This is a genomic window from Palleronia rufa (genome assembly GCF_000743715.1).
Classification (GTDB): domain Bacteria; phylum Pseudomonadota; class Alphaproteobacteria; order Rhodobacterales; family Rhodobacteraceae; genus Palleronia; species Palleronia rufa.
Genome location: NZ_JQEY01000002.1, coordinates 278,860 through 304,548, shown reverse-complemented (window position 1 = coordinate 304,548; position 25,689 = coordinate 278,860). Strand labels below are relative to the sequence as shown.

The following is a 25,689-nucleotide window of genomic DNA, read 5'->3' as shown; positions in this document are numbered from 1 at the left end:
CCGGGAGGACTACCATGACGATCCGGCTGCATTGCTTCGGAGAAAGCGGCAACGCCTACAAGGCGGCGCTGGCCCTGGAACTCGCCGGGCTCGACTGGACGCCCGTGTTCGTCGATTTCTTCAACGGAGAGACCCGCAGCGACGCCTTTCGCCGGGACGTCAACATCATGGGCGAGGCGCCCGTGATGACCGACGGCGACCTCACCCTGACCCAGTCAGGCGTCATCATGGCCTATGTGGTGGAACGGTCCGGCAAGCTCGGCGGGCGCGATGAGGACGAGGCGCGCGAAGTGCTCCGCTGGCTCTTCTGGGACAATCACAAGCTGTCGAGCCCGGCCGGAATGACCCGGTTCCTGATGAACTTCCTGCCCGAGGACAAGCGTCCCCAGGAGGTCATCGCCTTTACGCAGGGGCGCCTCAGGGCGGCCTACGACGTGCTGAACCGCCACCTTCAGGACCGCGACTGGATCGTGGGACGGGACGTCACCATCGCCGACCTGTCCTGCTGCGCCTATCTGCATTACCCCGAACCCTTCGGTTTCGACCGCGCCGACTGGCCCGAGATCGACCGCTGGCTGAGCAACATCCAGTCCCTTCCGGGCTGGGCGCATCCCTACGACCTGATGCCCCGAGAGGGCTGACGAGGAGGATCCATGACGGACGCTTATATCTACGACGCGGTACGCACGCCGCGCGGCAAGGGACGCAAGGACGGCAGCCTGCACGAGGTCACGAGCGTGCGCCTGTCGGCCTTGGTGCTGAACGCCCTGAAGGAGCGCAACAACCTGGACGGTCACGCGGTAGAGGATGTGATCTGGGGCAATGTCACCCAGGTCAAGGAACAGGGCGGCTGCCTGGCACGGACCGCCGTGCTCGCCTCCGATCTCGACCAGTCGATCCCCGGGGTGGCGATCAACCGCTTCTGTGCGTCCGGCTTGGAGGCCGTGAACATGGCCGCCAACCAGATCCGCGGCGGTGCCGGGATGGGCTATATCGCCGGCGGGGTCGAGATGATGGGCCGCGTGCCCATGGGTTCTGACGGGGCGGCGATCGCCGTGGATCCGTCGGTCGCCATGAACAGCTATTTCGTGCCCCAGGGAATTTCCGCCGACATCATCGCGACGGAGTACGGATTCTCCCGCGACGATGCAGACGCCATGGCGGTCGAAAGCCAGAAGCGCGCCGCCGCTGCCTGGAAAGAGCGCCGCTTCGACGGGACCGTCATAGAGGTCAAGGACCGCAATGGCCTGACCATCCTGGACCGCGACGAGTACATGCGTCCCGGAACCGATATGCAGTCCCTGGGCGGGCTCAACGCGTCCTTCAAGGACATGGGCGAGACCATGCCCGGCTTCGATCAGATCGCGCTGATGAAATATCCGCATCTTGAGCGGATCAACCACATCCACCACGCCGGCAACTCGTCAGGGATCGTGGACGGGGCGGCGGGTCTGCTGGTCGGCTCCAGGGAACTGGGCGAGAAGCTGGGCCTCAAGCCCCGCGCCCGGATCCGCGCCACCGCCAAGATCGGCACCGACCCGACGATCATGCTGACCGGCCCGGTTCCGGTGACCCGGAAGATCCTGGCCGACAACGGCATGGCCATCGGCGACATCGACCTTTTCGAGGTGAACGAGGCCTTCGCCTCCGTCGTGCTGCGCTTCATGCAGGCCTTCGATGTGGATCACGACCGGGTCAACGTGAACGGCGGCGCCATCGCCATGGGCCACCCGCTGGGCGCGACGGGCGCGATGATCCTGGGGATCCTTCTCGACGAGATGGAGCGGTCCGACCGTGAGACGGGGCTTGCCACGCTTTGCATCGCCTCCGGCATGGGTGCCGCCACCATCATCGAGCGCGTGTAAGGGAGAGAACGGATGGCTGATTTCAAGCTCGAAAAGCACGATGACGGCGTGGCGGTCCTGACGTGGGACGCGGCTGGCAAGTCGATGAACGTCATGACCCGCGAGGCGTTCGAGCAGGTCGACGGCATGATCGACGACGTGCTCTCGGACGATGCGGTCAAGGGGCTGGTGATCACCTCCGGCAAGAAGGACTTCGCCGGGGGGATGGATCTGAACGTGCTTGCGAAGATCCGCGAAGAGGCCGGCGACGACCCGGCCCGCGCGCTCTTCGACTTCACGATGGAGGGCCATCGCATTCTGCGCAAGATCGAGCGCGCCGGCATGGACGACAAGAACAAGGGCGGCAAGCCGATCGCCTGCGCGCTCCCCGGCACCTCCGCCGGTATCGGCACAGAGATCGCGCTGGCCTGCCACCGCCGCTTCATGGCCGACACCAAGGCGAAGATCGGCCTGCCCGAAATCATGGTCGGCCTCTTCCCCGGCGCCGGCGGGACCACCCGCTACAGCCGCATGGTGGGCGCCATGGCCGCGTCCCCGGTGCTGCTGGAAGGCAAGATGCTGGACCCGAAGAAAGCCAAGGGCGCGTCCCTGGTGGATGAGGTCGTGCCCGCCGACGAGCTGCTGGACCGCGCCCGCGCCTGGGTTCTGGGCGCATCCGACGCCGACATCGTGAAACCCTGGGACCAGAAGGGTTGGAAGATGCCGGGCGGAGAGCCGTATCACCCCTCTGGCTTCATGACCTTCGTCGGCGCCTCGGCCATGGTCAACGGCAAGACCAAGGGCGTCTACCCTGCCGCCAAGGCGCTCCTTTCGGTCGTGTACGAGGGCGCGCTGGTGCCCTTCGACACGGCCCTGCGGATCGAAGCGCGGTGGTTCGTGTCCGTCCTGATGAACCCGTCGTCCTCGGCCATGATCCGGTCGCTGTTCCTCAACAAGCAGGCTCTGGAAAAAGGCGCCAACCGCCCCGACGCACCCGACCAGCGGGTCCGGAAGGTCGGCGTGATGGGCGCGGGGATGATGGGTGCGGGCATCGCCTATGTCTCCGCCCTTGCTGGAATCGAGGTTGTGCTGATCGACCAGAAGCAGGAGGCCGCGGACAAGGGCAGGAGCCATGCCGAGGGCATCCTGGACACAGGCATCAGCCGCAAGAAGGTGACCGATGAGAAAAAGGCCGAGGTTCTGGGCCGTATAACCGCCACCACCGATTACGATGCGCTCAGGGGCTGCGACCTGATCGTGGAGGCCGTGTTCGAGGATACCGGCATCAAGGCCGAGGTCACGAAGGCGGTCGAGGCGGTCGTGGACGCGGACTGCATCTTCGCCACCAACACCTCGACCCTGCCGATCGGCGATCTGGCACAGGCCAGCCAGCGGCCCGAGCAATTCATCGGCATCCACTTCTTCAGCCCGGTGGACAAGATGAACCTGGTCGAGATCATCAAGGGCGAAAAGACCGGCCCGCGCGCCGTGGCCAAGGCGCTGGACTACGTGCGTCAGATCCGCAAGACGCCCATCGTGGTGAACGACGCGCGGTTCTTCTACGCCAACCGTTGCATCATCCCCTACATCAACGAAGGCGTGCGGATGGTGAAGGAGGGCGTGGAGCCTGCCCTGATCGAGAACGCCGCCAAGCTCCTGGGCTTTCCGCTGGGACCGCTGCAGCTGATCGACGAGACGTCCATCGACCTCGGCGTGAAGATCGCCAAGGCGACGCGGGCAGCCATGGGCGAAGCCTACCCCGATGAGGCCGTGGACGAGGTTCTGTTCTGGATGGCCGACCGGGACCGGCTGGGACGCAAGTCCAACGCGGGCTTCTACAGCTACGACGACAAGGGCAAGCGCCAGGGCCTCTGGGACGGTCTGTCGGAGAAATATCCGGCTGCCGACGCGCAGCCCGAGCTGACCCGCGTGCAGCACCGGCTGATGATGGCGCAGGTTCTGGAGGCCGTCCGCGCCTTTGAGGACGGCGTGCTGGAGGACATCCGCGAAGGCGACGTGGGCGCGATCCTCGGCTGGGGCTTCGCGCCCTGGTCCGGCGGTCCGTTCTCATGGCTCGACGTCGTCGGCGCAGACCGCGCGGTGGAGATCTGCGACGCGCTGACCGCGGAGGAAGGTCCGCGGTTCGAAACACCCGCCCTCCTGCGCGAGATGGCCGAGGCGGGGCAGACCTTCTACGCGCGCTACGGCGACGGCGCGGCGGCCGAAGCCGCCTGACTGGGTCCGGCCGGGTCCCCCACCCGGCCGGATCACCCCTCGAACCGGTAGCCGAACCGCGCGATATCCTCTGCGAACAGCCGTCCGACGCTCTTCCGGGCCTCGGCGTCGTAGGCGTCTGCATAGCCCCGGGGCCGGTCCGACACGTTCAGCCGCCCCGGCGCCGGGTCGAACCCCAGATGCGCGCGAAACCCCGCCATGTCGGCCTCCAGATGCTCTATGCGGATCGCGTCGGCCCGGGCCACCCGTCCGTCGGCCATGGTCAGGTAGCGGTCCACGGTGTCGTTTTCCATCTCCGCCTGCGTGTCGGGATGCAGCACGAAGGCGCTGAACCCAAGCGCCCCCGCCCGTCCCACGGCGGGATGATCGAAGCGTTGCGCCCTGAGCCAGTGATAGTAGCTGACCATCCTGTCCCACGGGTTGCGCACCAGGGTCACCACGCGCATCGCGGCGATCTGGTCGGGCGACAGGACCCCGTCGACATCGGCCAGCCGCGCGTGTTTCCAGAGCCGCCCGCGCGCCTCCAGGCGCCGCACGCGTGCGCGGCGGCGCAGCGCCTTCGGCGTGTCCCCGATCAGGATGTCGTCGCGCATCGCCCGCGACTCCAGGGCCGCGGCCAGGGACGTGCCGCCGGTCTTGGGAATATGCACGAAGATGTATCGCCGTCCCGTTGAGATGATCATGGGCCTGTCATCGCATGTTCCAGAGCTATCTTTCATCCCGTACCGACAGGGGAGGATCGTGCGATGGGCTGGATGGACGACGAAACCGGACTGGACAAGACCGAAGCCAACCATCTGCCCCTTACGCCGCTGTCGCATCTGCGGCGCGCCCGCACCGTCTTTGCAGACCGCGATGCGCTGATCGACCGGGAACGGCACTGGACCTATAGGGAATTTCACGCCGATTGCACGCGGCTGGCGTCGGGGCTGACCGATCTGGGGGTGGATCCGGGCGATGTCGTGGCCACGCTGATGCCCAATATCGCGGCCCATGCCATCGCCACCTTCGGCGTCCCCGCGGCGGGGGCCGTCATCAACACGATCAACATCAGGCTCGACGCGGGCACGGTCGCCTACATCCTCGACCACGGGCAGGCCAAAGTTCTGATCGCCGACAGCGTGTTCCTGGACCTTGCCGAAAAGGCCTGCGCGACCATGCAGGGAAAGGCCCCCCGCATCATCGAGGTCGCGGACCCCAATCCGGGTCACCGGCCCTCGGGGCGTCACACGACCTGGGAGGACCTTCTGGACGGGGGCGACCCCCAGGCCGACTGGGTCATGCCGCAGGACGAGTGGGAGAGCATCGCGCTCAACTACACGTCCGGGACCACGGGCCGGCCCAAGGGCGTCGTCTACCATCACCGCGGCGCCTATCTCTGCACGCTGGCCACGCCGATCTCATGGCGGATGACCATGTATTCGCGGCTGCTGACCATCGTGCCGCTGTTTCACTGCAACTGCTGGACCCACACCTGGATGATGCCGGCCCTGGGCGGTCCGGTGATCTGCTGCCGCGACATCACCGCCAGGAACATCTACGATGCCATCGCGGACAAGGGCGCCACGCATTTCGGCGGTGCGCCGATCATCCTGAACTCGCTCATCAACGCAAAGGACGATGAGCGGCGCGATCTGCCCGGCACGGTGGAGGTCTTCGTCGCCGCCGCCCCGCCGCCCCCCTCCACGCTCCGCGCCATCGAGGAGATCGGCTTCAACGTCACCCATGTCTACGGTCTGACCGAAAGCTACGGTCCGGCCACCGAATGTACCTGGAACCCGGACTGGGACGGGCTGGATCGCGACGGGCGCACCGACAGGAAGAGCCGCCAGGGCGTGCCCATGCCGATGAACGAAGAGATCATGGTGCTGGCAGAGGACGGCACCCCGGTGCCCTGGGACGGAACGACCCAAGGCGAGATCGGGATGCGCGGCAACGGCCTGATGAAGGGCTATTACCGCAGCCCGGACGAGACCGCGAAGGCGTTCCGCAACGGCTGGTACATGACCGGAGATCTGGCCGTGCAGCACCCGGACGGGTACATCAAGATCGCGGACCGGGCCAAGGACATCATCATCTCCGGCGGCGAGAACATCTCCTCCATCGAGGTCGAAGGCTGCGTCGCGGGGCATCCGGCGGTGTCGCTCTGCGCGGTGGTGGCCAAGCCGGACGATAAATGGGGCGAGGTGCCCTGCGCCTTCGTGGAACTGAAGGACGGCAAGGATGCGACCGCCGAAGAGATCATCTCCTACGTGCGGGAGCGGCTGGCCGGGTTCAAGACTCCCAAGGAGGTGATCTTCGAGGAGCTTCCCAAGACATCGACCGGCAAGGTCCAGAAATACGAGCTGCGCAAGCGGTTCGGTTAGCCGTGTTGCCGGAGCGGCGGCGCCGGCATAAACTTGCCGATCAGAGGCAAGAGCGAGGCGGCCCCGTGCCGCGGCATCGGCAATGACCGCACTGACGGATTTCGAGCGGCTGGAGGCACCGGCGCTCTGGCGGCCCTCGTCCTATCAGAAGCGGCGCGAAGTCATCGTGTCGGTCGGGGACGCTACCCTTGCCATCGTGGCGCCGGACGAGCGGCCCCTTGCGCACTGGTCCCTTTCGGCTATCGAGCGGCGCAATCCCGGAGCGGTTCCGGCCATCTACGCGCCGGGATCCGAGGCCAGGGAAACGCTGGAAATCGACGACGCCACGATGATCGGCGCGATCGAGCGGGTCCGCATGTCGGTCGCGCGCCGCAGCCCGCGCCGGGGTCGGGTACGCGTTGCCGTCCTGTCCCTGGCGATGGCCGGGCTTGTCGTCGCGGGGGCGGTCTGGCTGCCCGAGGCACTGATGCGCCACGCCGCCCAGGCGGTGCCGCCGGCAATCCGCGCCGACACCGGCGCCCGCCTTCTGGAGCAGCTGACCGGGCTTGCCGGTGCGCCCTGCCGAAACGAATCCGCCCGGGCGCCGCTCGACGCGCTCGCGCGCCGGCTGCTCGGGGCCGGCGGCGGCCGGATCGTCGTGCTGCCCGGCGGGATGGCCGGCGCCGCGCTGCTGCCGGGCCGGACGGTCGTCGTGGACCGCGCGCTGATCGAGGATTACGATGGCCCCGAAGAGGTGGCCGGCTACGTGCTTGCCGCCCTGGCCCGCGCCGATACCGACGATCCGATGGGCCGCCTCATCCGCCTGACCGGGCCACGCACGGCGGTCGGTCTGCTCACCCGAGGCGAAGTTCCGGCCGAAAAGCTGTCCGCCTATGCCGAACGGATCTTTTCGACTCCGCAACCAGAGGCAGATGCTACCGCGCTTGCCGCCAGGTTCGCGCGCGCCGGCGTGTCTCTGACGCCCTATGCCCGGGCGCGCGATCTCACCGGCACCGGCGTGCCGGGTCCGGCCAGGTCCGGCCCCGCGGCGCAGACCGATCCGCCGATCCTGTCGGACGGGCAATGGGTCGCGCTTCAGAGCGTCTGCGGCGCGTGACCGGCCGCCGTCGCCCTATTGCGGCGGGACCCGCGGAACGATCTGCTGGCCCGCGCGGGTCCGGACGGTCACGTAGCGCCCGGAGGCGAGAGCCGCCCGCTGCGCCGCGTAGTCGGTGTACGGAAAGATCAGATAATTGTACTCATGCGTCGCATCGCGCCCGTCCTGGGTCTTGAGCCGCCGCGGCACGGTCTGGGTCCAGACCAGAGACGTCTGCAGCGCCCCCGACAGAAGCTGCCGCCCCGCGTAGGGGTTAAGACGCCCGTCCGTCCAGGCGCGCTTGTAGCCCCGCGGGACGGTATCCGCCGGAACCATGCGACGTGACTGGGGCACCCGCCGCGGTGTCACGGTCGTGCGGAAGGTCTGCGGGTTGCTTGCCACGAACCGGGTCGGCGTGCCGCCGCACTGCGCCCGGCCCTCCGCATCGCGCGACAGGGTCCAGGACGCCGCGCCCGCGCGGACATAGACGCAGCCGTCGGCATCGACGAACCGCGTCCCCGAATAGCCGGCCGGGGGCGTGTTGATCTGCGCCAGTCCCGGCGTGGCAAGGACGGAGAGCAGCAGCGCAGACAGCAGCCTGAACGACTTGACCGACGTGAACATCCCATTCCCCCCGGACGTGGACCGACTCCCAGCTTGGCCCAGACCGCCGCCCGGAACAAGCGCCGTCACTTGGTGCCGAACATCCGGTCCCCGGCATCGCCCAGACCCGGAACGATGTAGCCCTGACCGTTCAGACGCTCATCCAACGCCGCTGTGACGATCGGCACGTCGGGATGTGCCTCCTTCATCCTCTGCACCCCTTCGGGTGAGGCCAGAAGGCAGAGAAAGCGGATGTCCGTCGCCCCGGCCTCCTTCAGCCGGGAGATCGCCGCGACAGACGAATTGCCGGTGGCAAGCATCGGGTCCACCGCGATGACCACACGTCTGTCCAGTTCAGCCGGAACCTTGAAATAATACTCCACCGGCTTCAGCGTCTCCTCATCCCGGTAGAGTCCGACGAACCCGACCCGCGCCGAGGGGATGAGGTCCAGCATCCCGTCCAGAAGTCCGTTCCCGGCCCGCAGGATCGACACCAGCGCCAGCTTTCGACCGGCGAGCGTTGGGGCCTCCATCTCGGTCAGGGGGGTCTCGATCGTCGTGGTGGTCACCGGCAGGTCGCGGGTGATCTCATAGGCCAGAAGCTGGCTGATCTCGCGCAGGAGCTGGCGGAATACGGCGGTGGGGGTGCGCTTGTCGCGCATGATCGTCAGCTTGTGCTGCACCAGCGGGTGGGTGACGACCTGGAGATGCTCGGTCATCGGTCGATCCTTTCCAGCAATTCCTGACGGGTCCTGTCGTCGCAGAACGCCGCGCGGGCGGCAACCCGCGCGATCTCGCGGAAGGCATCGTCGTCCCAGCCGAATGTTTCCGCCAGGCGGTCGTATTCGTGGCCCATGTCGGTGTGGAAGAACGGCGGGTCGTCGGTGGACACGGTGACCTTCACCCCCGCCGCGCGCAGCGTCTCTATCGGATGCGTCGCCCAGCGATAGAGACCCAGCGCCACGTTCGACCCGGGGCAGACCTCCAGCACGATTCCGTCGCCGGCAAGCCGGTCCACCAGCGCCGCATCCTCGACGGCGCGCACGCCATGGCCGATCCGTTCGACCCGCAGATCGTCCAGCGCCTGACGCACGCTGTCGGGCCCGGCCCACTCCCCGGCATGGGTGGTCAGCCGCAGGCCCGCCTCCCGCGCCATGTCGAAGGCATAGGCGAAATCGCCCTGCCGCCCGCGGCCCTCGTCGCCGCCCATGCCGAAACCGGTGACGAAGTCGCCGGCGGTCTCCGCGGCGCAGAGCGCGGTTTCGCGGGCCTTGTCGGGGCCGAAATGGCGGATGCAGGTGACGATGGCGCGCATGTCGATTCCGAAGTCGCGCCGCGCCGTCCCGGCGGCCTCCCGGATCGCGGCCAGGTAGTCGCGCCAGGCGGACGGGTCCCGCCCGCCGCAGAAATCCGGGCTTAGAAACGCCTCGGTATAGATCACGCCGGTCTCTGCCGAGCGTTCCAGCACGACACGCGTCAGCCGGGCGTAGTCCTCAGGGCTCCGCAACACGCTTGTCGCACCCTCATAGACGCGCAGGAAGTCGAGAAACCCGTCGTAGCGGTAGCCGCCGCCGTCCGCGTCGAACAGACCAGACAGGTCCACGGACTTCTCGCGGGCCAGGGCGCGCACCAGATCGGGCGGCGCCGCGCCTTCCAGATGCAGGTGCAGCTCGATCTTTGGAAGGTCGCTCACAGGAAACTCCGTCCGGGGCCGCGTTCCGTCAGGCCCAGGTGCGCCGCGACGCTGGCCGCCACGTCCACGAACGCCACCTGGCCCAGCGGACCGGCGCCGCGCCCGGCGACAAGCACCGGCACCCGTTCGCGGGTGTGATCCGTGCCGCGGAAGGTGGGATCGTTGCCGTGGTCGGCGGTGATGAGCATCATATCCCCCTCCCGCAGCCCGGCGATCAGACGTGGCATCTGGCCGTCGAACCACTCAAGATGCCGCCCGTATCCCACCGGATCGCGGCGGTGGCCATAGAGGCTGTCGAACTCCACCAGATTGGCAAAGGTCAGCGACCCCGGCTCGGCGCTGTCGATCCTGGCGGCCAGCGCCTCGACCAGCTCCGCGTCGGTGCCCTTTACCCTGGTATCGATCCCCCGCATCGAGAAGATATCGCCAATCTTGCCCACCGAATGGACCGGCCGCCCGGACGCTCTGGCCCAGTCGCACAGGGTCGGCGCGGGCGGCGCGATGGCAAAGTCCCGCCGGTTGGACGTCCTTGTCCAGCCCGCCCGTTCCGATCCCAGGAACGGCCGCGCGATCACCCGGCCGACCCGTCTGGCGTGCAGTTCCGGCGCGAGGGCGGCGCACAGGTCCAGCAGCCGGTCGAGGCCGAACGCCTCCTCATGGGCGGCGATCTGGAACACGCTGTCGGTGGAGGTGTAGCAGATCGGCCGACCGGTCCGGATATGCGCGGCGCCCTCCTCTTCTATGATATTGGTGCCGCTGGCGTGACGGTTACCGAGGATCCCGTCGCTGCCCGCCAGTTCGCAGACCCGGGCGACAAGCCGATCCGAGAAGCACGGAGTCTGGCGCGGGAAGAACGTCCACTCCCACGGCACTGGCAGCCCGGCCAGCTCCCAGTGCCCCGACGGCGTGTCCTTGCCCAGGGAGACCTCTGTCGCGGCGCCCCAGAGACCGTGCGGCTCCGCGCCCAGCCCCGGCGCGTCGAGACCGGAGGCGAGCGTCACCGCCCGCCCCAGCCCCAGCCGGTCGAGGTTGGGCAGCGCAAGCGGCCGGTCGGTGCCGGCCAGCGCCCGGGCGATATGACCCACGGTGTTCGCCCCGGCGTCGTCGAATGCCGCAGCATCGGGCGCGCCGCCGATGCCGACGGAATCCAGGACCACGAGAAACGCGCGTCCGGTCATGCGATCCGCTCCAGAATCAGATCTTGCGGCGGGGGCGCATCGGTGCCGGTCTGCATGGCGGACCGGACAAGCGCCTCGGCGCGGTCGGCATCGGCCTGGCTGGCCGCGTGGATGCGGCAGAGCGGATCGCCTGCCGCCAGCGCGGCGCCGATCCGCGCGATGGCGTCCAGACCCACGGCCGGGTCGATCCGGTCGCCCTCCCGCCGCCGACCGCCACCCAGTTCCGCAACGCAGCGCCCCAGCGCCGCGCCGTCGATGCCCGTCACGTGGCACGGCGCTTTCGCCGCCACCATCCGCACGACCGGCGCCGCGGGCAGGTGGTCCGCGGAACGCTCGGCGAAATCCGACGGCCCGCCCAGCGCCGCCACCATTGCGGCGAACCGCTCCAGCGCCGCGCCGGAGGCCAGAGCGCGCTCAAGACGGTCCTGCGCACCGTCGATGCCGACCAGACCCAGCAGTTCCACCCCCAGCGCCAGCGCCACGTCGGTGAGCGGCCCGCCGCCTTCTCCGCGCAGCGCCTCCATCACCGCCGCGATTTCCAGCGCGTTGCCGCAGGCGGGTGCCAGCGGCGCGTCCATCGCGGTGACCAGCGCCGTCGTCGGGCAGCCCGCGCCGCGCGCCGTGCCGACCAGCGCGCGGGCCAGCGCGGCCGCCGCCGCGCGGTCGGCCATGAACGCCCCGCGTCCGGCCTTGACGTCCAGCACCAGCGCGTCCAGCCCGGCCGCCAGCTTCTTGGACAGAATCGACGCGGTGATGAGGTCGATCTGGTCCACGGTCGCGGTCACATCGCGCACGGCGTAGAGCCTCCGGTCCGCCGGCGCGATCCCGTCGCCGGCCGCGACGATGGCCAGCCCCTGGCGCCCGACCATGGCGCGGAATGCGGCCGCCGGCACCTCACAGCAGACGCCGGGGATTGCCTCCAGCTTGTCGAGCGTGCCGCCGGTATGCCCCAGCCCCCGGCCGGAGATCATCGGCACATAGGTCCCGCAGGCCGCCAGCATCGGCGCCAGCACCAATGACACCGGATCGCCCACGCCGCCGGTGGAATGCTTGTCCACCACCGGCCCGTCCAGATCCCAGCCGAGCTGCGTCCCGCTGCCGGCCATTGCAAGGGTCAGGGCCACCCGACCGGCCTCTCCCAGACCGTTTCCGCAGCAGACCGCCATGGCGAAGGCGCCCGCCTGCGCGTCGCTGACCGCGCCGGAGGCCAGACCGGCCGCGAAGGCGCCCAGCGCCTCCGGCGCCGGAGTGCGGCCCGCGCGCAGGTCCGCAAGCAGGTCGACCGTTCTCACCGGGCGTCCATGTGGCCCGCGGCGAACGCCCCCGGCAGCAGGTCGCGCACGCAGGTTTCCGACCGCTGACCGGAGACGCTCGCCAGCACTACCCTGACGTCGGGGGCGGCGAATTCGGCCAGCTTCTGGCGGCATCCGCCGCAGGGCGGCACCGGGCTGGGGCTATCGGCGATGACGGCGACTTCCGCGATGTCGCGCGCGCCCGCAGCCACCATCGCCGCGATGGCGCCCGCCTCGGCGCAGGTGCCCTCGGGGTAGGCGACGTTCTCGACGTTGCAGCCGGCAAAAACCCGGCCATCCGCTGTGCGCAGGGCCGCCCCGACCTTGAAGCCGGAATAGGGCGCGTGGGCATTAAGCCGAACGGCCGCGGCGGCGGCGATCAGGTCATCCATCATGGCATGGTGCGGCGGCACCCGGACCTTGGCAAGCGGGAACCGACGGGCCGTTCCGGTCATTGATCCCCGAAAGGAGACGCGTGATGTCCGACGAAGACAAACCCGCCAACCAGGCCCCTCCCGCCGCCGGTTTCCCGGTCGGAGGTGCCGTCGTGGGCGGCGATGAGGCCGCGGCCGGGGACGAGCCGATGACAGAGGTCCAGGCCGCAAGGCTGAGAGATCTGTGCGAAAAGCACGATGAGGCGTTCGACGGCAACCTCACCAGGTCGCAGGCCGACGACCGGATCGCGGCATTGGAGCGCGCATGATCGCCGCGGGAACCCTTTCCTTCCCAGCGGTGTTGCTCATCGGAACGAAATGGGAACATATAAATGTCCGATGATCTGACCGACCCCAAGACCGACGCCCCGTCGAACGCCGACAAGCCCGTGGACGACTGGGTGACCGGGGACGAGCGCATGACCGGTGCGCAGGCCTCTTATCTCAAGACCCTGTGCGAGGAGGCCGGAGAACCCTTCGACCCCGACCTCAGCAAGGCCGATGCCTCTCGCCGGATCGACGCGCTGCAAGAGCGCACTGGCCGCGGCTGACCGGCTTCTGTATCCCTTCGGCTGTGGCGGATCGGCGCAGCGGGAGGAGACCGGGCATGAGCGACGAGAAGAAGGCAGCCTTGCGAGAGGCCGCGCTGAATTATCATCGCCATCCCAAGCCCGGCAAGCTGGAGATCCGCGCGACCAAGCCGCTGGCGAACGCGCGCGACCTGTCGCGCGCCTATTCCCCCGGGGTGGCCGACGCGTGCACGGAGATCGAGCGTGATCCGCAATCCGCGCGCGATTACACCGCACGCGGCAACCTTGTCGGAGTCGTGACGAACGGCACCGCGGTCCTGGGCCTGGGCGACATCGGCGCGCTGGCGTCAAAGCCCGTGATGGAAGGCAAGGCGGTCCTCTTCAAGAAATTCGCCAATATCGACTGTTTCGATATCGAGCTGGAGGAAAGCGACCCCGAAAAACTGGCAGAGATCGTCTGCGCGCTGGAACCCACCTTCGGCGCCATCAACCTGGAGGACATCAAGGCCCCCGATTGCTTCGTCGTCGAGCGCATCTGCCGCGAGCGGATGAATATACCGGTGTTCCACGACGACCAGCACGGAACCGCCATCGTGGTGGGTGCCGCCGCGACGAACGCGCTGCGGGTGGCCGGGAAGGACTTCGCCGACATCAAGGTCGTGTCGACCGGCGGCGGCGCGGCCGGGATCGCCTGTCTCGACATGCTCCTCACCCTCGGGGTACAGCGCGCGAATGTCTGGCTCTGCGATCTGGACGGCCTGGTCCACGAGGGGCGCCAGACCGGCATGACCGAGCAGAAGGCGGCCTATGCCCAACCCGGCGGCGCACGGACGCTGGACGACGTGATCGACGGCGCGGACCTGTTCCTGGGCCTTTCCGGGCCGGGCGTGCTGATACCGGCGATGGTGGCGCGGATGGCGTCGGCGCCGATCATCTTTGCCCTTGCAAATCCCAGCCCGGAGATCGACCCGGAGGAGGCCCGCAAGGTCGCGCCGAACGCGCTGATCGCCACGGGACGGTCCGACTTTCCAAACCAGGTCAACAACGTGCTCTGCTTTCCGTTCATCTTCCGCGGGGCGCTGGATGCCGGCGCCCGCACGATCAACGATGAGATGAAGGTGGCCTGCGTCGAGGGCATCGCCGAATTGGCCCGGCGCACCACCTCCGCCGAGGCGGCAGCCGCCTACCAGGGCGAGCAGATGACCTTCGGACCGGACTATCTGATCCCCAAGCCGTTCGATCCGCGGCTGATGGGCGTCGTCGCCACCGCCGTCGCCCGCGCCGCCGGCGAGACCGGCGTCGCCGAGCGCCCGATCGAGGACCTGGCCGCCTACAAGCGCAAGCTCGACGCCAGCGTGTTCCGGTCGTCCTTCATCATGCGCCCCGTGTTCGAGGCCGCGGCCACCGCCACGCGCCGCATCGTCTTCGCCGAGGGCGAGGATGAGCGCGTCCTGCGCGCCGCCAACGCCATGCTGGAAGAGACCACCGACAAGCCGATCCTGATCGGCCGTCCGGAGGTCATCGCGCTCAGGGCCGAACGCGCGGGACTTGCCATCCGTCCCGACCGCGACTTTGAGATCGTGTCCCCCGACAACGATCCCCGCTATCGCGACTACTGGAACACCTATCATGAGATCATGCAGCGCAAGGGCGTGACCCCCGACATCGCCAAGGCGATCATGCGCACCAATACCACCGCCATCGGCGCCGTGATGGTGTACCGGGAGGAGGCGGATTCGATGGTCTGCGGCACGTTCGGTCAGTATCTCTGGCACCTCAACTACATCTCACAGGTGCTTTCGACAAAGGAGTGCCACCCGATAGGCGCCCTGTCGTTGATGATCCTGGAAGACGGGCCGCTCTTCGTGGCCGATACACATGTTCATCCGCAGCCAACGCCCGAGCAGATCGCAGAGACCTGCATCGCCGCCGCCCGCCACGTCCGCCGCTTCGGGGTGGAGCCGAAGATCGCGCTCTGCTCCCATTCGCAGTTCGGGAATTTCGACTGCGACACGGGCGTCAGGATGCGCGCGGCGCTGGAGATCCTGGACGCCGCCCCGCGCGATTTCGTCTATGAGGGCGAGATGCACGCCGATGCCGCGCTCGACCAGGGGGTGCGCGAGCGGATCTTTCCCAATTCGCGCCTCAGCGGGTCGGCGAACGTGCTGGTCTTTGCCAATACCGACGCGGCATCGGGCGTGCGCAACATTCTCAAGATGAAGGCCGGAGGCCTGGAAGTCGGCCCGATCCTCATGGGGATGGGCAACCGCGCCCATATCGTGACGTCGTCGATCACGGCGCGGGGCCTGCTGAACATGTCCGCCGTCGCAGGCACGCCCGTCGCCCATTACGGCTGAGACGCTTGTTCGGGCGGCCCGGGAGGTGCCGCCCTGCCCGGCTCAGCGCTTGCCCTTGGGGGCCGGGGTCGGCTCCGGGGCGGCCTTCGGCTTCGGCTTGGGGGCTTTCTTCGGTTTCTTCGGCGTCCTGTCGCCCATGGTATCGGTCCTTCGCCAGGGGCCGCGCGGGATGCGCCGCCCTGTCCCGATCATCGCATCGCGCAGCCCGCCGCGCTGGCCGGAAATCGACGCGCAACGAGTCGGATTCAGGCCGGCCGGGACAGGCGCGCCACAAGACGGTCCCGCGCGGCGGGGATCGGCCGATCCCCCAGGGAAGGTGCCAGCCGCGTGCCGAGCACATGCCCGGTGACGCGCAGGCCCGCGACGATCTCTGCCGGGACCGCCGGGCCCTGCCCCAGCATGCAGAGCGGCAGCGGCAGCAGCCGGTCCGCCCAGCCGCCCGCACCGGCGCGCGACACCGCCCGGCCGGTCCGCGGCGACACATAGGCCAGATCCTCGCGGCTGCCGGTGACGGCACAGCGGCTGAGATCCAGCCCGAAACCCAGCCGGTCGATGAGGCCCATTTCCCAGCGCAGATAGGCCAGCGGCCAATGGCCACCGTGCTCGATCAGATCCGCCACCGTCATCGTCGCCTCATAGAGTCCCGGCTGCGCCTCGCGCTCCGGCAGCACGAACGACAGCAGCGACGTGACCGAGGTCAGCCCCGCCAGCGCCAGCGGATCGGCCAGCACTCCGGCCCGGCTGCGAACTGCATCGACGGCATAATGGCCCAGGTGGTCCTCCAGCCGCGCGCGCCACGCGAATTGAAGCTGCGCACCGGGCTGCATCAGCGCGGCCAGCCGGCGTCCGCCACCGCCCCGCACGACACCGGCGTGGCGGCCGTGGTCGCGGGTCAGGGCCTCGACGATGGCATCGCTTTCGCCGTGGCGCCGGACGGCAAGCACCATCCCCTCTTCGCGCCATTCGATCACGGCGCGGCCGCTCTCATGCCAGCCCTTCCTGGTCCAGGAGGGTGCGTCCCTGCCGGTCCTCGACCTCGACGATCCAGAGGTCCCGGTCCCGCGACCGCTCTGCGCGCAGGGCGGCATCGACCTCCGCCTCGGCGCCCGCGGACCACTCCGCCCAGACAGTCGCGTCGGACTCGAAGTCGTAGCGCCGCGCGAATGCGACCGCGCGCCCGTCCAGCGTGGCAAGCTTGACGGCCACGGCGCCGGCGGTGTCGTCGCCGCGTGCGATCACATAGGCCGGGATGCCGGCCGTCTGCAGCCGGCGCAGATAGGCCGCCACCCAGATCCCGCTTGCCAACCGCGCCATCGGGCCCCTCAGCCGCCGTCCTTGAAGTCCAGCCCGATCTCCGAATAGCGCTCGGCCTCCTCCAGCCAGCCGGGACGGACCTTGACCTGCAAAAACAGGTGGATCTTGCGGCCCAGGAACGCGGCCAGTTCCTCGCGCGCGGCCTGGCTGACGGCCTTGATCGTCTCACCCTTCTTGCCCAGAAGGATGCCCTTGTGGCCGTCCCGGATCACGTAGACGATCTGGTCTATACGGGCGGAACCATCGTCGCGTTCCTCCCAACTCTCCGTTTCCACGGTCAACTGGTAGGGCAGTTCCTGATGGAGCCGCAGCGTCAGTTTCTCGCGGGTGATCTCGGCGGCGATCATCCGCATCGGCAGATCGGCGATCTGGTCCTCAGGATAGAGCCAAGGCCCCTCCGGCAGCATCCCGGCCAGAGCGCGGCGCAGATCCTCCACCCCGTGTCCCTTCTCGGCCGAGATCATGAACGTCTCGGCAAAGGCGAACCGGTCGTTCAGCGCCTTGGACAGCGCCAGAAGGGTCCGCGCCTCGACCCGGTCGATCTTGTTGATCGCCAGGATCACGCCGGTCGCCCCGCGTTCCTCCAGGCTGTCGAGGATCGCCTCGACCCCCTCGGTCAGGCCGCGGTGCGCCTCGACCAGCAGCACCACGATGTCGGCATCCGCGGCCCCGCCCCAGGCCGCCGCGACCATGGCACGGTCCAGCCTGCGGCGCGGCGCGAACAGGCCGGGCGTATCCACGAACACCAGCTGCGCGTCGCCCTCCATGGCGACCCCGCGGATCCGGGCACGCGTCGTCTGCACCTTGTGGGTGACGATGGAGACCTTGGCCCCCACCATCCGGTTCAGCAGGGTGGATTTGCCTGCGTTGGGCTCACCGATCAGGGCGACGAAACCGGCGCGTGTGGTCATGGAACGACTCCTCTGGCAGCCAGGCTCCGGGTTCTAGCCGAGCGGTGCTTCGCTGGCCAGTGCGCGCGTCCCTCACGGATCTTCATCGCCGCCCAGGCTCTCAAGCAGCGCACGCGCTGCACCTTGCTGGGCCTCTCGCTTGGACGTCGCCCGGGCCGTCGCGGTCCGGCCCGAAGACAGCCGCGCCTCTATGGTGAATTCCGGCGCGTGGTCGGGTCCGCGCCTGGCAAGCTCCACGTAATCCGGCGGCGCCAGCCCGCGCGCCTGCGCCCATTCCTGAAGCGCGGTCTTGGGGTCGCGGGCGTCGGCTTCGACCCGCGCGATCCGCGATCCCCAGAGTCGCAGGATGCAGTCCCGCGCCGCCTCGAACCCGCCGTCGCGGTACACCGCGGCGATGACCGCCTCCATGGCATCGCCCAGAAGGGCCTCCTTGCGGCGCCCGCCCGACATCATCTCGGACCGGCCCAGCCGGAGCACGTCACCCAATCCGATGTCGCGCGCGACCTCCGCGCAGGTTTCCTTGCGCACCAGCGCGTTGAAGCGCGGGGCGAGCTGACCCTCCGCCGCGTCGGGATCGGCCCGCAGCAGAGCCTCTGCCATGACCAGACCAAGCACCCGGTCGCCCAGGAATTCCAGCCGCTGGTTGTCCGGCCGGGTGGTGGAGGCGATGGAGCCATGGGTCAATGCCCTGAGCAGCAGTTCGGGCCGTGAGAAATCATGGCCGAGCCGCCGGCCAAAGGCGCTTTGCTCGGCCGTCAGCTTCACACGATCTTCTCGAAGAACCGATCAGGACGCCAAGTCCAGAAGAACAGCATCGACTTTCCCGCAGAGGAAAATATCACCCGGTCGGCCCGCCCGATCAGGTTCTCGAACGGGACGAACCCGACGCCCATGGCGTTCTGGCTGACACGGCTGTCGGTGGAATTGTCCCGGTTGTCGCCCATGAAGAAGTAGTTGCCTTCCGGCACCGTATAGACCGGCGTGTCGTCCAGACGTGAGGTCCGCACGTTCAGGATGTCGTGGCTGACCCCGCCCGGCAACGTCTCGATGAAGCGCGACTTCAGGCAGTCGGTGCCCAGCGCCGCGCCGGCGTTCTCGCATTGGGGCAGATTGCCGACCGGTCCCTGTTTCTCGAAGGTCTCGACGAAGGTCCCGGCCGGCTCCTGGGGGGCTTCCTCACCGTTGATGTAGAGGACGCCGCCGCGCACCTGGATGCGGTCGCCCGGCAGACCGATCAGCCGCTTGATGAAATCCGATCCGGTTACCGGATGGCGGAACACCACGACGTCGCCGCGGTCGGGCTGCGACCCCAGCCAACGGCCGTCGATGAAGGTGCAAAGCGAAAACGGACAGGAATACTGGGAATAGCCATAGGCCATCTTGTTGACGAAAAGGAAATCGCCGACCAGCAACGTATCCTTCATCGACCCCGAGGGGATCCAGAACGGCTGGAAGAAGAGGGTGCGGAACACACCCGCGATCAGCAGCGCATAGACCACGGTCTTGATGGTCTCGACGATGCCGCCCTTGTCTTCGCCCTTGGCCATGGCCGCGCTCTCCCGCCTGATGCCGCGCCTAGATGCGGGGCGGGCACGGCAGTGTCAATCCTGCCCTGAGGGCGCGTACAGACGCAGCACGTCGGCCTCCATCACCGGTCCAAGGAATTCGATCGGATGCCGCGCGGCCTGCATGAAATCGGCCAGAAACAGGCCCGGATAGGCGAAATAGCCCTCTTTCACGGCGTCGCGGCCGGCGGCGAACACCACCCGTTCGATGCCCGCCATACCCATGGCGCCAAGGCACATCTCGCAAGGTTGCAGCGTCGTGATGACGGTGGCGCCTTTCAGGCCCCCCTCGGGACGGTCGCCGGCGGCATGTGCCATGGCCACGATCTCGGCGTGGCGCGACGGATCCTTGTCCACATGCACCTCATTGTCGCCCCAGGCAACAACCTCATCGCCGATCAGCACAGCGGCGACGATGGGCGCGCGGTCGTCGTGGCTTTCGGCCAGTTCGAGCGCGCGGCGAATGGCATGTCCGAGCGCGCCCAGTTCTGCGCTGGTCGGTTCCGTGTTGCCGGTGTCTTTCATGGGATGCCGTCCGATTGCGTTCATTCGGCCGCCAACGTGGGTCGCGACCGGAGGTTCCCGCGGCAACCTGTCCCGCCCGGTCAGCGAATCGGTCGCGCCTCGATCAGGACGAAGGCCTGCGCCCAGGGGTGGTCGTCGGTGAGGGTAACGTGGATGATCGCCTCATGGCCCGGCGGGGTCATCTGCGCCAGCCTGTCCGCGGCCCAGCCCGTCACCTCCATCACCGGCTGGCCTGTGGGCAGGTTGCGCACCGCCATGTCCTTCCACGCGATGCCCATCCTGAGGCCGGTCCCCAGCGCCTTCGAGCACGCCTCCTTGGCGGCCCAGCGCTTGGCGTAGGTGCCCGGCGTATCGGCGCGTCGTTCGGCCCTTGCCTGCTCGGTATCGGTGAAGACGCGGTTTCGGAAACGGTCGCCGAACCGCTCCAGCGTGGCGGCGATCCGGTCGATATTGGCAAGATCGGTACCGATGCCCAGGATCATCCCGCAGTCACCCTGCGCGCTGCGCGGCTCACGGTGACCGCGACCCGCCGCGGAACGCCGACGGCCGTCGCAGCCGGATGGGTTCGCGCCGGGCCCCGGCAAACGCGCAGGCTGGCCGGCCGCGCCAAGAGCGCAGAGCGAACGGGAAGAAGGCGGCGCATGTGCACTCCCTCAGGGCGCAGACCCACGCAGCCTGGCCGCCGAAGGGGCAGGTTGCCAATCCGCAGCGGCGTCAGTCAGCCCTTGTCGTCGTCGGCGTCGTTGTCGTCGTCGGGCAGGTTGAAGAAGCTGTCGGCGTCGCTCACGTCGCGCGTGTCCTCTTCGTCCAGTTCCTCTCCGGTGTCGGACAGGGTAAAGGTCTCCAGCCCCGAGATCGAGGACGGCATCTTCGGCTCCGGCTCGCCGGACAGGCTCTGCTCCGTCGAGACCAGCTTGCGCCGCTCATCGTCGGACATGACCGGGCTGTCCTTGGCCTTCTTGGCCGCGGCTTTCTGAACGGCAAGGTCCAGTTCGGACTGCTTGCAAAGGCCCAGCGCCACCGGATCGACGGGCTCCAGACTGTTGATGTTCCAATGCGTCCGCTCGCGGATCGACTGGATGGTCGGCTTCGTGGTGCCGACCAGCTTGGAGATCTGCGCATCGGCCAGCTCGGGGTGGAACTTCACCAGCCACAGGATCGCGGCGGGGCGGTCCTGGCGCTTGGACAACGGCGTGTAGCGCGGACCGCGGCGCTTTTCCTCGCCGACGGCGGCGGGGTTGAACTTCAGCCGCAGCTTGTGGGCCGCGTCCTTTTCGGCGCGGTCGATCTCATCCTGGGTCAGCTGGTTGTTGGCGATCGGATCGAATCCCTTCACCCCCGTGGCGACATCGCCATCCGCGATGCCCTGGACCTCCAATTCATGCAGCCCGCAGAAATCGGCCACCTGCTTGAAGGTGAGCGTGGTGTTGTCCACCAGCCAGACCGCGGTGGCCTTGGCCATGATCGGTTTCTCAGCCATCTGTCCTCACTCCTTGTCTCGCGAACATGGGGCCTCCGGGGCCCGGGGCTCCGGGCCGACCCGGAGGAGCCGGGCCAAGTTCGCATTGTCGGGGAACTCCGGGCCGATATAGTCGCCCAGCCGCCGCAAGGGAAGAGTCAAATGTTGCGCCGTTTCGTCCAGCTTGCCGCCCTCGTTCTGGTATCCTTTCCCGCGCAGGCCCAGAACCGCGCCGGCACATTCGACTACTACGTGCTGGCCCTCTCCTGGTCGCCGACGTGGTGCGCGCTGGAAGGAACGGCGCGGAACGCGCCGCAATGCGACCGGCCGCTGGGATGGGTGCTGCACGGTCTCTGGCCGCAGTACGACCGGGGATATCCCGAATACTGCGCCGGCACGGGGCGCGATCCGTCCCGCGCCCAGACCGGCGCCATGGCAGACATCATGGGGGCGTCTGGCGCCGCCTGGTACCAGTGGAAGAAGCACGGCCGCTGCAGCGGGCTGGAGGCCGGGGCCTATTTCGACCTGGCCCGCCGCGCCTACGACGGTGTTGCCCGGCCTGAAGTCCTGCGCCGCCTGCCCGACCCGGTTCGGCTACCGGCACGGGTGGTGGAACAGGCCTTCCTTGCCGACAATCCGGCCCTTTCCCCCGACGCGATCACCATTACCTGCAAGGCGGGTCGCATCCAGGAGGCACGGATCTGCCTCAGCCGCGACGACCTGACACCGATCCGCTGCGGCCCCGATGTCGTGCGGGACTGCGCGATGACCGACGCGCTTCTCGACCCGGTCCGGTGAGCCGCCCGTTGGGGCGCGGTCCGATCGCGATCAGACCCACTTGTAGTTGAAACTGACGCTGATCCGCTCATCCTCGGACATGTTTAGCGGAACCTCATGGCGCACGAAACTCTCCCACAGAAGCACCTCGCCCACGGCGGGCGCGATATAGACGAAGGGCTTGAGATCCGCGGGCGCGTCGGGCTTGCGGGGCGGCGCCGCCATCATCATCGGGTGGCGCGGATCCTCGAACCGGATCGCCGACGCGCCTTCGGGCATCGCGACATAGGTGGTGCCGGAAATGACGGAATGCGGATGCAGATGGCCGGAATGGCTGCCGCCTTCCGGCAAGATGTTGATCCACAGATCCTCCAGTTCCAGCCGCCCGTCCCCAAGATCGAACGCAAGTTCGGCGGCGAAGGCTGTGACATGGGCATCCAGGATCTTCACCAGATCGGCGAAGATCGGGAACCGCCACGGCAGGTCGCTCAGGGACGCATAGCTGGTGTAGCCCGGATAGCCGTTCGCCTCACACCAGTCCTGGCCAGCCGCGTCATCCTCCGCGATGGCGATACAGGAACGTTCCAGCTCTTGCGCGTCCAGTTGCCCGTGGTCGGAAAGATGGCCCCGATAGAGGCGGGTCACGAAGAGGGATGTCACTGCCATGACCGGGCCCTATGCCATTGCGACAAGCAGCACGGATGCACCGTGCGGAATTCTCGCAGAAAACTCATACGCCCCGATAGAAGCGCGGCGACATGCGCAAAGGGCAGAGGTTTCCCCCTGCCCTCATGCGATCAGTCAAGAGGGGTTTCGCCGCACGGGCAGCGATCTACCAGTCTTCCCGGGCGACGACGCGCGTCTTGATCGGCAGCTTCATCGCGGCAAGGCGCAGCGCCTCACGCGCCACCGCATCGGTCACCCCGTCGAGTTCGAACATCACCCGGCCGGGCTTGACCTTGGCGGTCCAGCGATCGACAGAACCCTTGCCCTTGCCCATGCGCACCTCGATCGGCTTGGCAGTCACGGGCACGTCGGGAAAGATCCTGATCCAGACCCGGCCCTGACGCTTCATCTGGCGCGTCATGGCGCGGCGTGCCGCCTCGATCTGGCGGGCGGTGATGCGCTCGGGCTCAATCGCCTTGAGCCCCCAGGAGCCGAAGTTCAGGTCGGACCCGCCTTTCGCCTCGCCGTGGATGCGGCCCTTGTGCATCTTGCGGAATTTGGTGCGCTTCGGTTGCAGCATGTCTCAGCTCTCCTTAACGCCGGCCGCCGCGCGGGGCGGGACCGTCTTGAAGTTCCTGGGCGCGGCGGTCGCGGGCCTGCGGATCGTGCTCGAGGATCTCGCCCTTGAAGATCCAGACCTTGATCCCGATGATGCCGTAGGCCGTCTTGGCCTCAACCGTGGCGTGGTCGATGTCCGCGCGCAGCGTGTGCAGCGGCACCCGGCCCTCGCGGTACCACTCGGTCCGCGCGATCTCGGCGCCGCCGAGACGACCCGCAAGGTTCACCCGGATGCCGAGCGCGCCCATGCGCATGGCGTTCTGGACCGACCGCTTCATGGCGCGGCGGAAGGACACCCGGCGTTCAAGCTGCTGGGCGATGCTTTCGCCCACTAGAACGGCGTCGAGCTCCGGCTTGCGGACCTCGACGACGTTAAGATGCAGTTCGCTGTCGGTCATCGAGGCGAGCTTCTTGCGCAGCGTCTCGATATCCGCGCCCTTCTTGCCGATGATGACGCCGGGACGGGCCGTGTGGATGGTCACGCGGCACTTGCGGTGCGGACGCTCGATGATGACGCGGGAGATCCCCGCGGCCTTGCACTCTTCCTTGATGAATTCGCGGATCCGGATGTCCTCCAAAAGAAGATCACCGTAATCCTTGGTGTCGGCGTACCAGCGGCTGTCCCAGGTCCGGTTGACCTGGAGCCGCATGCCGATCGGGTTGACTTTGTTACCCATCAGACTTGCTCCTCGACCTGGCGGACCTTGATGGTGATTTCCGAGAACGGCTTTACGATGCGCCCGAACCGGCCGCGCGCCCGCGGACGGCCCCGCTTGAGCGTCAGGTTCTTGCCGACATAGGCCTCGGCGACGACCAACTCGTCCACGTCGAGGTTGTGGTTGTTCTCGGCATTCGCGATGGCCGACTGAAGGCACTTCTTCACGTCGGCGGCGATACGTTTCTTGGAGAAGGTCAGATCCTGCAGCGCACGATCGACCTTCTTGCCGCGGATCAGACCGGCCACGAGGTTCAGCTTCTGCGGAGAGGTGCGGAGCATCCGCGTCTTCGCCATCGCCTCGTTTTCGGCCACGCGGCGGGGATTGTTGTCCTTGCCCATGGCTTACTTCCTCTTGGCTTTCTTGTCGGCCGCATGACCGTAATAGGTCCGCGTCGGAGAGTATTCGCCGAACTTCTGGCCGATCATCTCTTCGGACACGTTCACCGGGATGTGCTTCTTCCCGTTGTAGACCCCAAAGGTGAGGCCAACGAACTGCGGCAGGATGGTGGAACGGCGCGACCAGATCTTGATGACCTCGTTGCGGCCCGACTCGCGGGACTTCTCGGCCTTCTTGAGGACGTAGGCGTCCACGAAAGGCCCTTTCCAGACGGAACGTGACATGTCTTACCGGCCTTTCTTGCGGGCGTGACGCGAGCGCACGATGAGCTTCTGCGACGCCTTGTTGGTGTTGCGGGTGCGGGCGCCCTTGGTGGGCTTGCCCCAGGGCGTCACCGGGTGGCGGCCACCGCTGGTCCGGCCTTCGCCACCGCCGTGGGGGTGATCGACCGGGTTCATGACCACGCCGCGGACCGACGGGCGGATGCCATTGTGCCGGTTGCGGCCCGCCTTGCCGATGTTCTGGTTCGAGTTGTCGGGATTCGACACCGCGCCGACCGTCGCCATGCATTCCTGCCGGACCAGCCGAAGCTCTCCGCTCGACAGACGGATCTGGGCGTAGCCGCCGTCGCGTCCGACGAACTGGGCGTAGGTGCCCGCGGCCCGCGCGATCTGGCCGCCCTTGCCGGGCTTCAGCTCGATGTTGTGGACGATCGTGCCGATCGGCATCCCCGAGAACGGCATCGCGTTGCCGGGCTTTACGTCGACCCTCGCGCCGGAAACGATCTTGTCGCCGACTGTCAGCCTTTGCGGCGCCAGGATATAGCGCTGCTCGCCATCCGCATACTGGATCAGCGCAATGAAAGCCGTACGGTTCGGGTCGTATTCGATCCGAACCACGACGGCTTCGACATCATGTTTGGTGCGCTTGAAGTCCACGATACGATAGAGACGCTTCGCCCCGCCGCCGCGGCGGCGCATCGTGATTCGTCCGGTGTTGTTCCGGCCCCCGTGCTGGCTCAGACCCTCGGTGAGGGCCTTGACTGGACGGCCTTTCCACAGCTCCGAACGGTCGATCAGCACCAGCCCGCGCTGGCCCGGCGTCGTCGGCTTATACGACTTGAGTGCCATGCTTTCTGTCTTCCGTTGATTGTGGCGACGGGTCGGTCCCGCCGCAATTTAAGGGCCCCGTA

The 25,689-nt window shown here is 67.9% G+C and carries 30 protein-coding genes; 9 read left to right on the top strand and 21 right to left on the bottom strand.

Translation table 11 applies throughout. The annotated features are described in order from the left end of the window. The first annotated feature begins 14 nt into the window (after positions 1-14). The 3 genes from KW83_RS05590 to KW83_RS05580 are packed head-to-tail and all read left to right on the top strand — an operon-like array spanning position 15 to position 4,079. On the top strand, positions 15-641 hold the full coding sequence (locus KW83_RS05590) for a glutathione S-transferase family protein (RefSeq protein ID WP_036175802.1): 627 nt from the start codon (positions 15-17) through the stop codon (positions 639-641). Positions 642-653: 12 nt separating this feature from the next. After that, positions 654-1,865 carry an acetyl-CoA C-acetyltransferase gene (locus KW83_RS05585; RefSeq protein WP_036175799.1) on the top strand — a complete coding sequence of 404 codons (1,212 nt, stop codon included), beginning with the start codon at positions 654-656 and terminating at the stop codon, positions 1,863-1,865. A 12-nt stretch (positions 1,866-1,877) separates the two neighbouring features. Next, on the top strand, positions 1,878-4,079 hold the full coding sequence (locus KW83_RS05580; RefSeq protein WP_036175796.1) for a 3-hydroxyacyl-CoA dehydrogenase NAD-binding domain-containing protein: 2,202 nt from the start codon (positions 1,878-1,880) through the stop codon (positions 4,077-4,079). A gap of 32 nt (positions 4,080-4,111) precedes the next feature. Here KW83_RS05580 and KW83_RS05575 read toward each other — a convergent pair whose 3' ends face one another. Then, complete coding sequence (locus KW83_RS05575; RefSeq protein WP_036175793.1) at positions 4,112-4,762, bottom strand: sulfotransferase family 2 domain-containing protein; 651 nt, start codon at positions 4,760-4,762, stop codon at positions 4,112-4,114. A 63-nt stretch (positions 4,763-4,825) separates the two neighbouring features. On the opposite strand from KW83_RS05575, the gene KW83_RS05570 reads away from it, so the two are divergent. Further along, positions 4,826-6,445 carry an AMP-binding protein gene (locus KW83_RS05570; protein WP_036175790.1) on the top strand — a complete coding sequence of 540 codons (1,620 nt, stop codon included), beginning with the start codon at positions 4,826-4,828 and terminating at the stop codon, positions 6,443-6,445. An 82-nt stretch (positions 6,446-6,527) separates the two neighbouring features. Then, on the top strand, positions 6,528-7,541 hold the full coding sequence (locus tag KW83_RS05565; RefSeq protein WP_036175787.1) for a hypothetical protein: 1,014 nt from the start codon (positions 6,528-6,530) through the stop codon (positions 7,539-7,541). Between the two features lie 15 nt (positions 7,542-7,556). Here KW83_RS05565 and KW83_RS05560 read toward each other — a convergent pair whose 3' ends face one another. The 6 genes from KW83_RS05560 to KW83_RS05535 all read right to left on the bottom strand — a co-directional run bounded on the left by KW83_RS05560 (position 7,557) and on the right by KW83_RS05535 (position 12,678). Continuing rightward, positions 7,557-8,144 (bottom strand): hypothetical protein, encoded by a 588-nt coding sequence (locus KW83_RS05560; RefSeq protein ID WP_036175784.1) that lies wholly within the window; start codon positions 8,142-8,144, stop codon positions 7,557-7,559. Between the two features lie 65 nt (positions 8,145-8,209). Then, entirely contained in the window at positions 8,210-8,842 is a 633-nt protein-coding gene (gene upp, locus KW83_RS05555) for a uracil phosphoribosyltransferase (RefSeq protein WP_036175781.1), read from the bottom strand. Next, on the bottom strand, positions 8,839-9,816 hold the full coding sequence (locus KW83_RS05550) for an adenosine deaminase (RefSeq protein ID WP_036175778.1): 978 nt from the start codon (positions 9,814-9,816) through the stop codon (positions 8,839-8,841). Before KW83_RS05550 ends, upp begins: the two co-directional genes overlap by 4 nt. Further along, positions 9,813-10,994 (bottom strand): phosphopentomutase, encoded by a 1,182-nt coding sequence (locus KW83_RS05545; RefSeq protein ID WP_036175775.1) that lies wholly within the window; start codon positions 10,992-10,994, stop codon positions 9,813-9,815. The genes KW83_RS05550 and KW83_RS05545 overlap by 4 nt, the downstream gene beginning before the upstream one ends. Next, a complete protein-coding gene (locus KW83_RS05540; protein WP_036175772.1) occupies positions 10,991-12,286 on the bottom strand; it encodes a thymidine phosphorylase in 1,296 nt (431 codons plus the stop codon). The genes KW83_RS05545 and KW83_RS05540 overlap by 4 nt, the downstream gene beginning before the upstream one ends. Next, positions 12,283-12,678 carry a cytidine deaminase gene (locus tag KW83_RS05535; protein ID WP_036176054.1) on the bottom strand — a complete coding sequence of 132 codons (396 nt, stop codon included), beginning with the start codon at positions 12,676-12,678 and terminating at the stop codon, positions 12,283-12,285. Before KW83_RS05535 ends, KW83_RS05540 begins: the two co-directional genes overlap by 4 nt. Positions 12,679-12,764: 86 nt before the next feature. Between KW83_RS05535 and KW83_RS05530 the strand changes: the two genes are divergently transcribed. The 3 genes from KW83_RS05530 to KW83_RS05520 all read left to right on the top strand — a co-directional run bounded on the left by KW83_RS05530 (position 12,765) and on the right by KW83_RS05520 (position 15,607). Beyond that, a complete protein-coding gene (locus KW83_RS05530) occupies positions 12,765-12,989 on the top strand; it encodes a DUF3072 domain-containing protein (protein ID WP_036175770.1) in 225 nt (74 codons plus the stop codon). 63 nt (positions 12,990-13,052) lie between these two features. Next, a complete protein-coding gene (locus KW83_RS05525; RefSeq protein WP_036175767.1) occupies positions 13,053-13,271 on the top strand; it encodes a DUF3072 domain-containing protein in 219 nt (72 codons plus the stop codon). A gap of 56 nt (positions 13,272-13,327) precedes the next feature. After that, positions 13,328-15,607, top strand: a complete 2,280-nt coding sequence (locus KW83_RS05520; RefSeq protein ID WP_036175764.1) for an NADP-dependent malic enzyme — start codon at positions 13,328-13,330, stop codon at positions 15,605-15,607. Positions 15,608-15,852: 245 nt separating this feature from the next. Here the strand turns inward: KW83_RS05520 and recO are convergent, their stop codons facing one another. The 8 genes from recO to KW83_RS05480 form a co-directional block, all read right to left on the bottom strand. Next, the gene (gene recO / locus KW83_RS05515; protein ID WP_200879657.1) at positions 15,853-16,578 is read right to left on the bottom strand and encodes a DNA repair protein RecO; all 726 of its coding nucleotides are present in this window, start codon (positions 16,576-16,578) and stop codon (positions 15,853-15,855) included. 13 nt (positions 16,579-16,591) lie between these two features. Beyond that, positions 16,592-16,921 (bottom strand): DUF1491 family protein, encoded by a 330-nt coding sequence (locus tag KW83_RS05510; RefSeq protein WP_036175761.1) that lies wholly within the window; start codon positions 16,919-16,921, stop codon positions 16,592-16,594. An 8-nt stretch (positions 16,922-16,929) separates the two neighbouring features. Further along, positions 16,930-17,832 (bottom strand): GTPase Era, encoded by a 903-nt coding sequence (gene era / locus KW83_RS05505; RefSeq protein WP_036175758.1) that lies wholly within the window; start codon positions 17,830-17,832, stop codon positions 16,930-16,932. A 72-nt stretch (positions 17,833-17,904) separates the two neighbouring features. Further along, a complete protein-coding gene (gene rnc, locus KW83_RS05500; protein WP_036175755.1) occupies positions 17,905-18,597 on the bottom strand; it encodes a ribonuclease III in 693 nt (230 codons plus the stop codon). Continuing rightward, complete coding sequence (gene lepB, locus KW83_RS05495; protein WP_036175752.1) at positions 18,594-19,379, bottom strand: signal peptidase I; 786 nt, start codon at positions 19,377-19,379, stop codon at positions 18,594-18,596. Before lepB ends, rnc begins: the two co-directional genes overlap by 4 nt. A gap of 54 nt (positions 19,380-19,433) precedes the next feature. Continuing rightward, a complete protein-coding gene (locus tag KW83_RS19030) occupies positions 19,434-19,922 on the bottom strand; it encodes a nucleoside deaminase (protein ID WP_161785455.1) in 489 nt (162 codons plus the stop codon). Positions 19,923-20,002: 80 nt separating this feature from the next. Further along, complete coding sequence (acpS, locus tag KW83_RS05485) at positions 20,003-20,404, bottom strand: holo-ACP synthase (RefSeq protein ID WP_036175749.1); 402 nt, start codon at positions 20,402-20,404, stop codon at positions 20,003-20,005. Between the two features lie 236 nt (positions 20,405-20,640). Next, positions 20,641-21,402: a DUF1013 domain-containing protein gene (locus tag KW83_RS05480; protein WP_036175746.1), complete on the bottom strand. Its 762-nt coding sequence runs from the start codon at positions 21,400-21,402 to the stop codon at positions 20,641-20,643. A 141-nt stretch (positions 21,403-21,543) separates the two neighbouring features. On the opposite strand from KW83_RS05480, the gene KW83_RS05475 reads away from it, so the two are divergent. After that, a complete protein-coding gene (locus tag KW83_RS05475; protein ID WP_036175742.1) occupies positions 21,544-22,179 on the top strand; it encodes a ribonuclease T2 family protein in 636 nt (211 codons plus the stop codon). A gap of 30 nt (positions 22,180-22,209) precedes the next feature. On the opposite strand, the gene KW83_RS05470 is transcribed toward KW83_RS05475, so the two are convergent. From KW83_RS05470 to rplB, 6 genes are all read right to left on the bottom strand, one after another. Further along, complete coding sequence (locus tag KW83_RS05470; RefSeq protein ID WP_036175741.1) at positions 22,210-22,824, bottom strand: TIGR02466 family protein; 615 nt, start codon at positions 22,822-22,824, stop codon at positions 22,210-22,212. Between the two features lie 166 nt (positions 22,825-22,990). Further along, positions 22,991-23,404 (bottom strand): 50S ribosomal protein L16, encoded by a 414-nt coding sequence (gene rplP, locus KW83_RS05465; RefSeq protein ID WP_036175739.1) that lies wholly within the window; start codon positions 23,402-23,404, stop codon positions 22,991-22,993. 13 nt (positions 23,405-23,417) lie between these two features. Further along, on the bottom strand, positions 23,418-24,119 hold the full coding sequence (rpsC, locus tag KW83_RS05460; RefSeq protein WP_036175737.1) for a 30S ribosomal protein S3: 702 nt from the start codon (positions 24,117-24,119) through the stop codon (positions 23,418-23,420). After that, on the bottom strand, positions 24,119-24,499 hold the full coding sequence (gene rplV / locus KW83_RS05455; RefSeq protein ID WP_036175735.1) for a 50S ribosomal protein L22: 381 nt from the start codon (positions 24,497-24,499) through the stop codon (positions 24,119-24,121). Before rplV ends, rpsC begins: the two co-directional genes overlap by 1 nt. A 3-nt stretch (positions 24,500-24,502) precedes the next feature. Further along, on the bottom strand, positions 24,503-24,781 hold the full coding sequence (rpsS, locus tag KW83_RS05450) for a 30S ribosomal protein S19 (RefSeq protein ID WP_036175732.1): 279 nt from the start codon (positions 24,779-24,781) through the stop codon (positions 24,503-24,505). Between the two features lie 3 nt (positions 24,782-24,784). After that, positions 24,785-25,627 (bottom strand): 50S ribosomal protein L2, encoded by an 843-nt coding sequence (rplB, locus tag KW83_RS05445; RefSeq protein ID WP_036175729.1) that lies wholly within the window; start codon positions 25,625-25,627, stop codon positions 24,785-24,787. Positions 25,628-25,689: the final 62 nt, after the last annotated feature.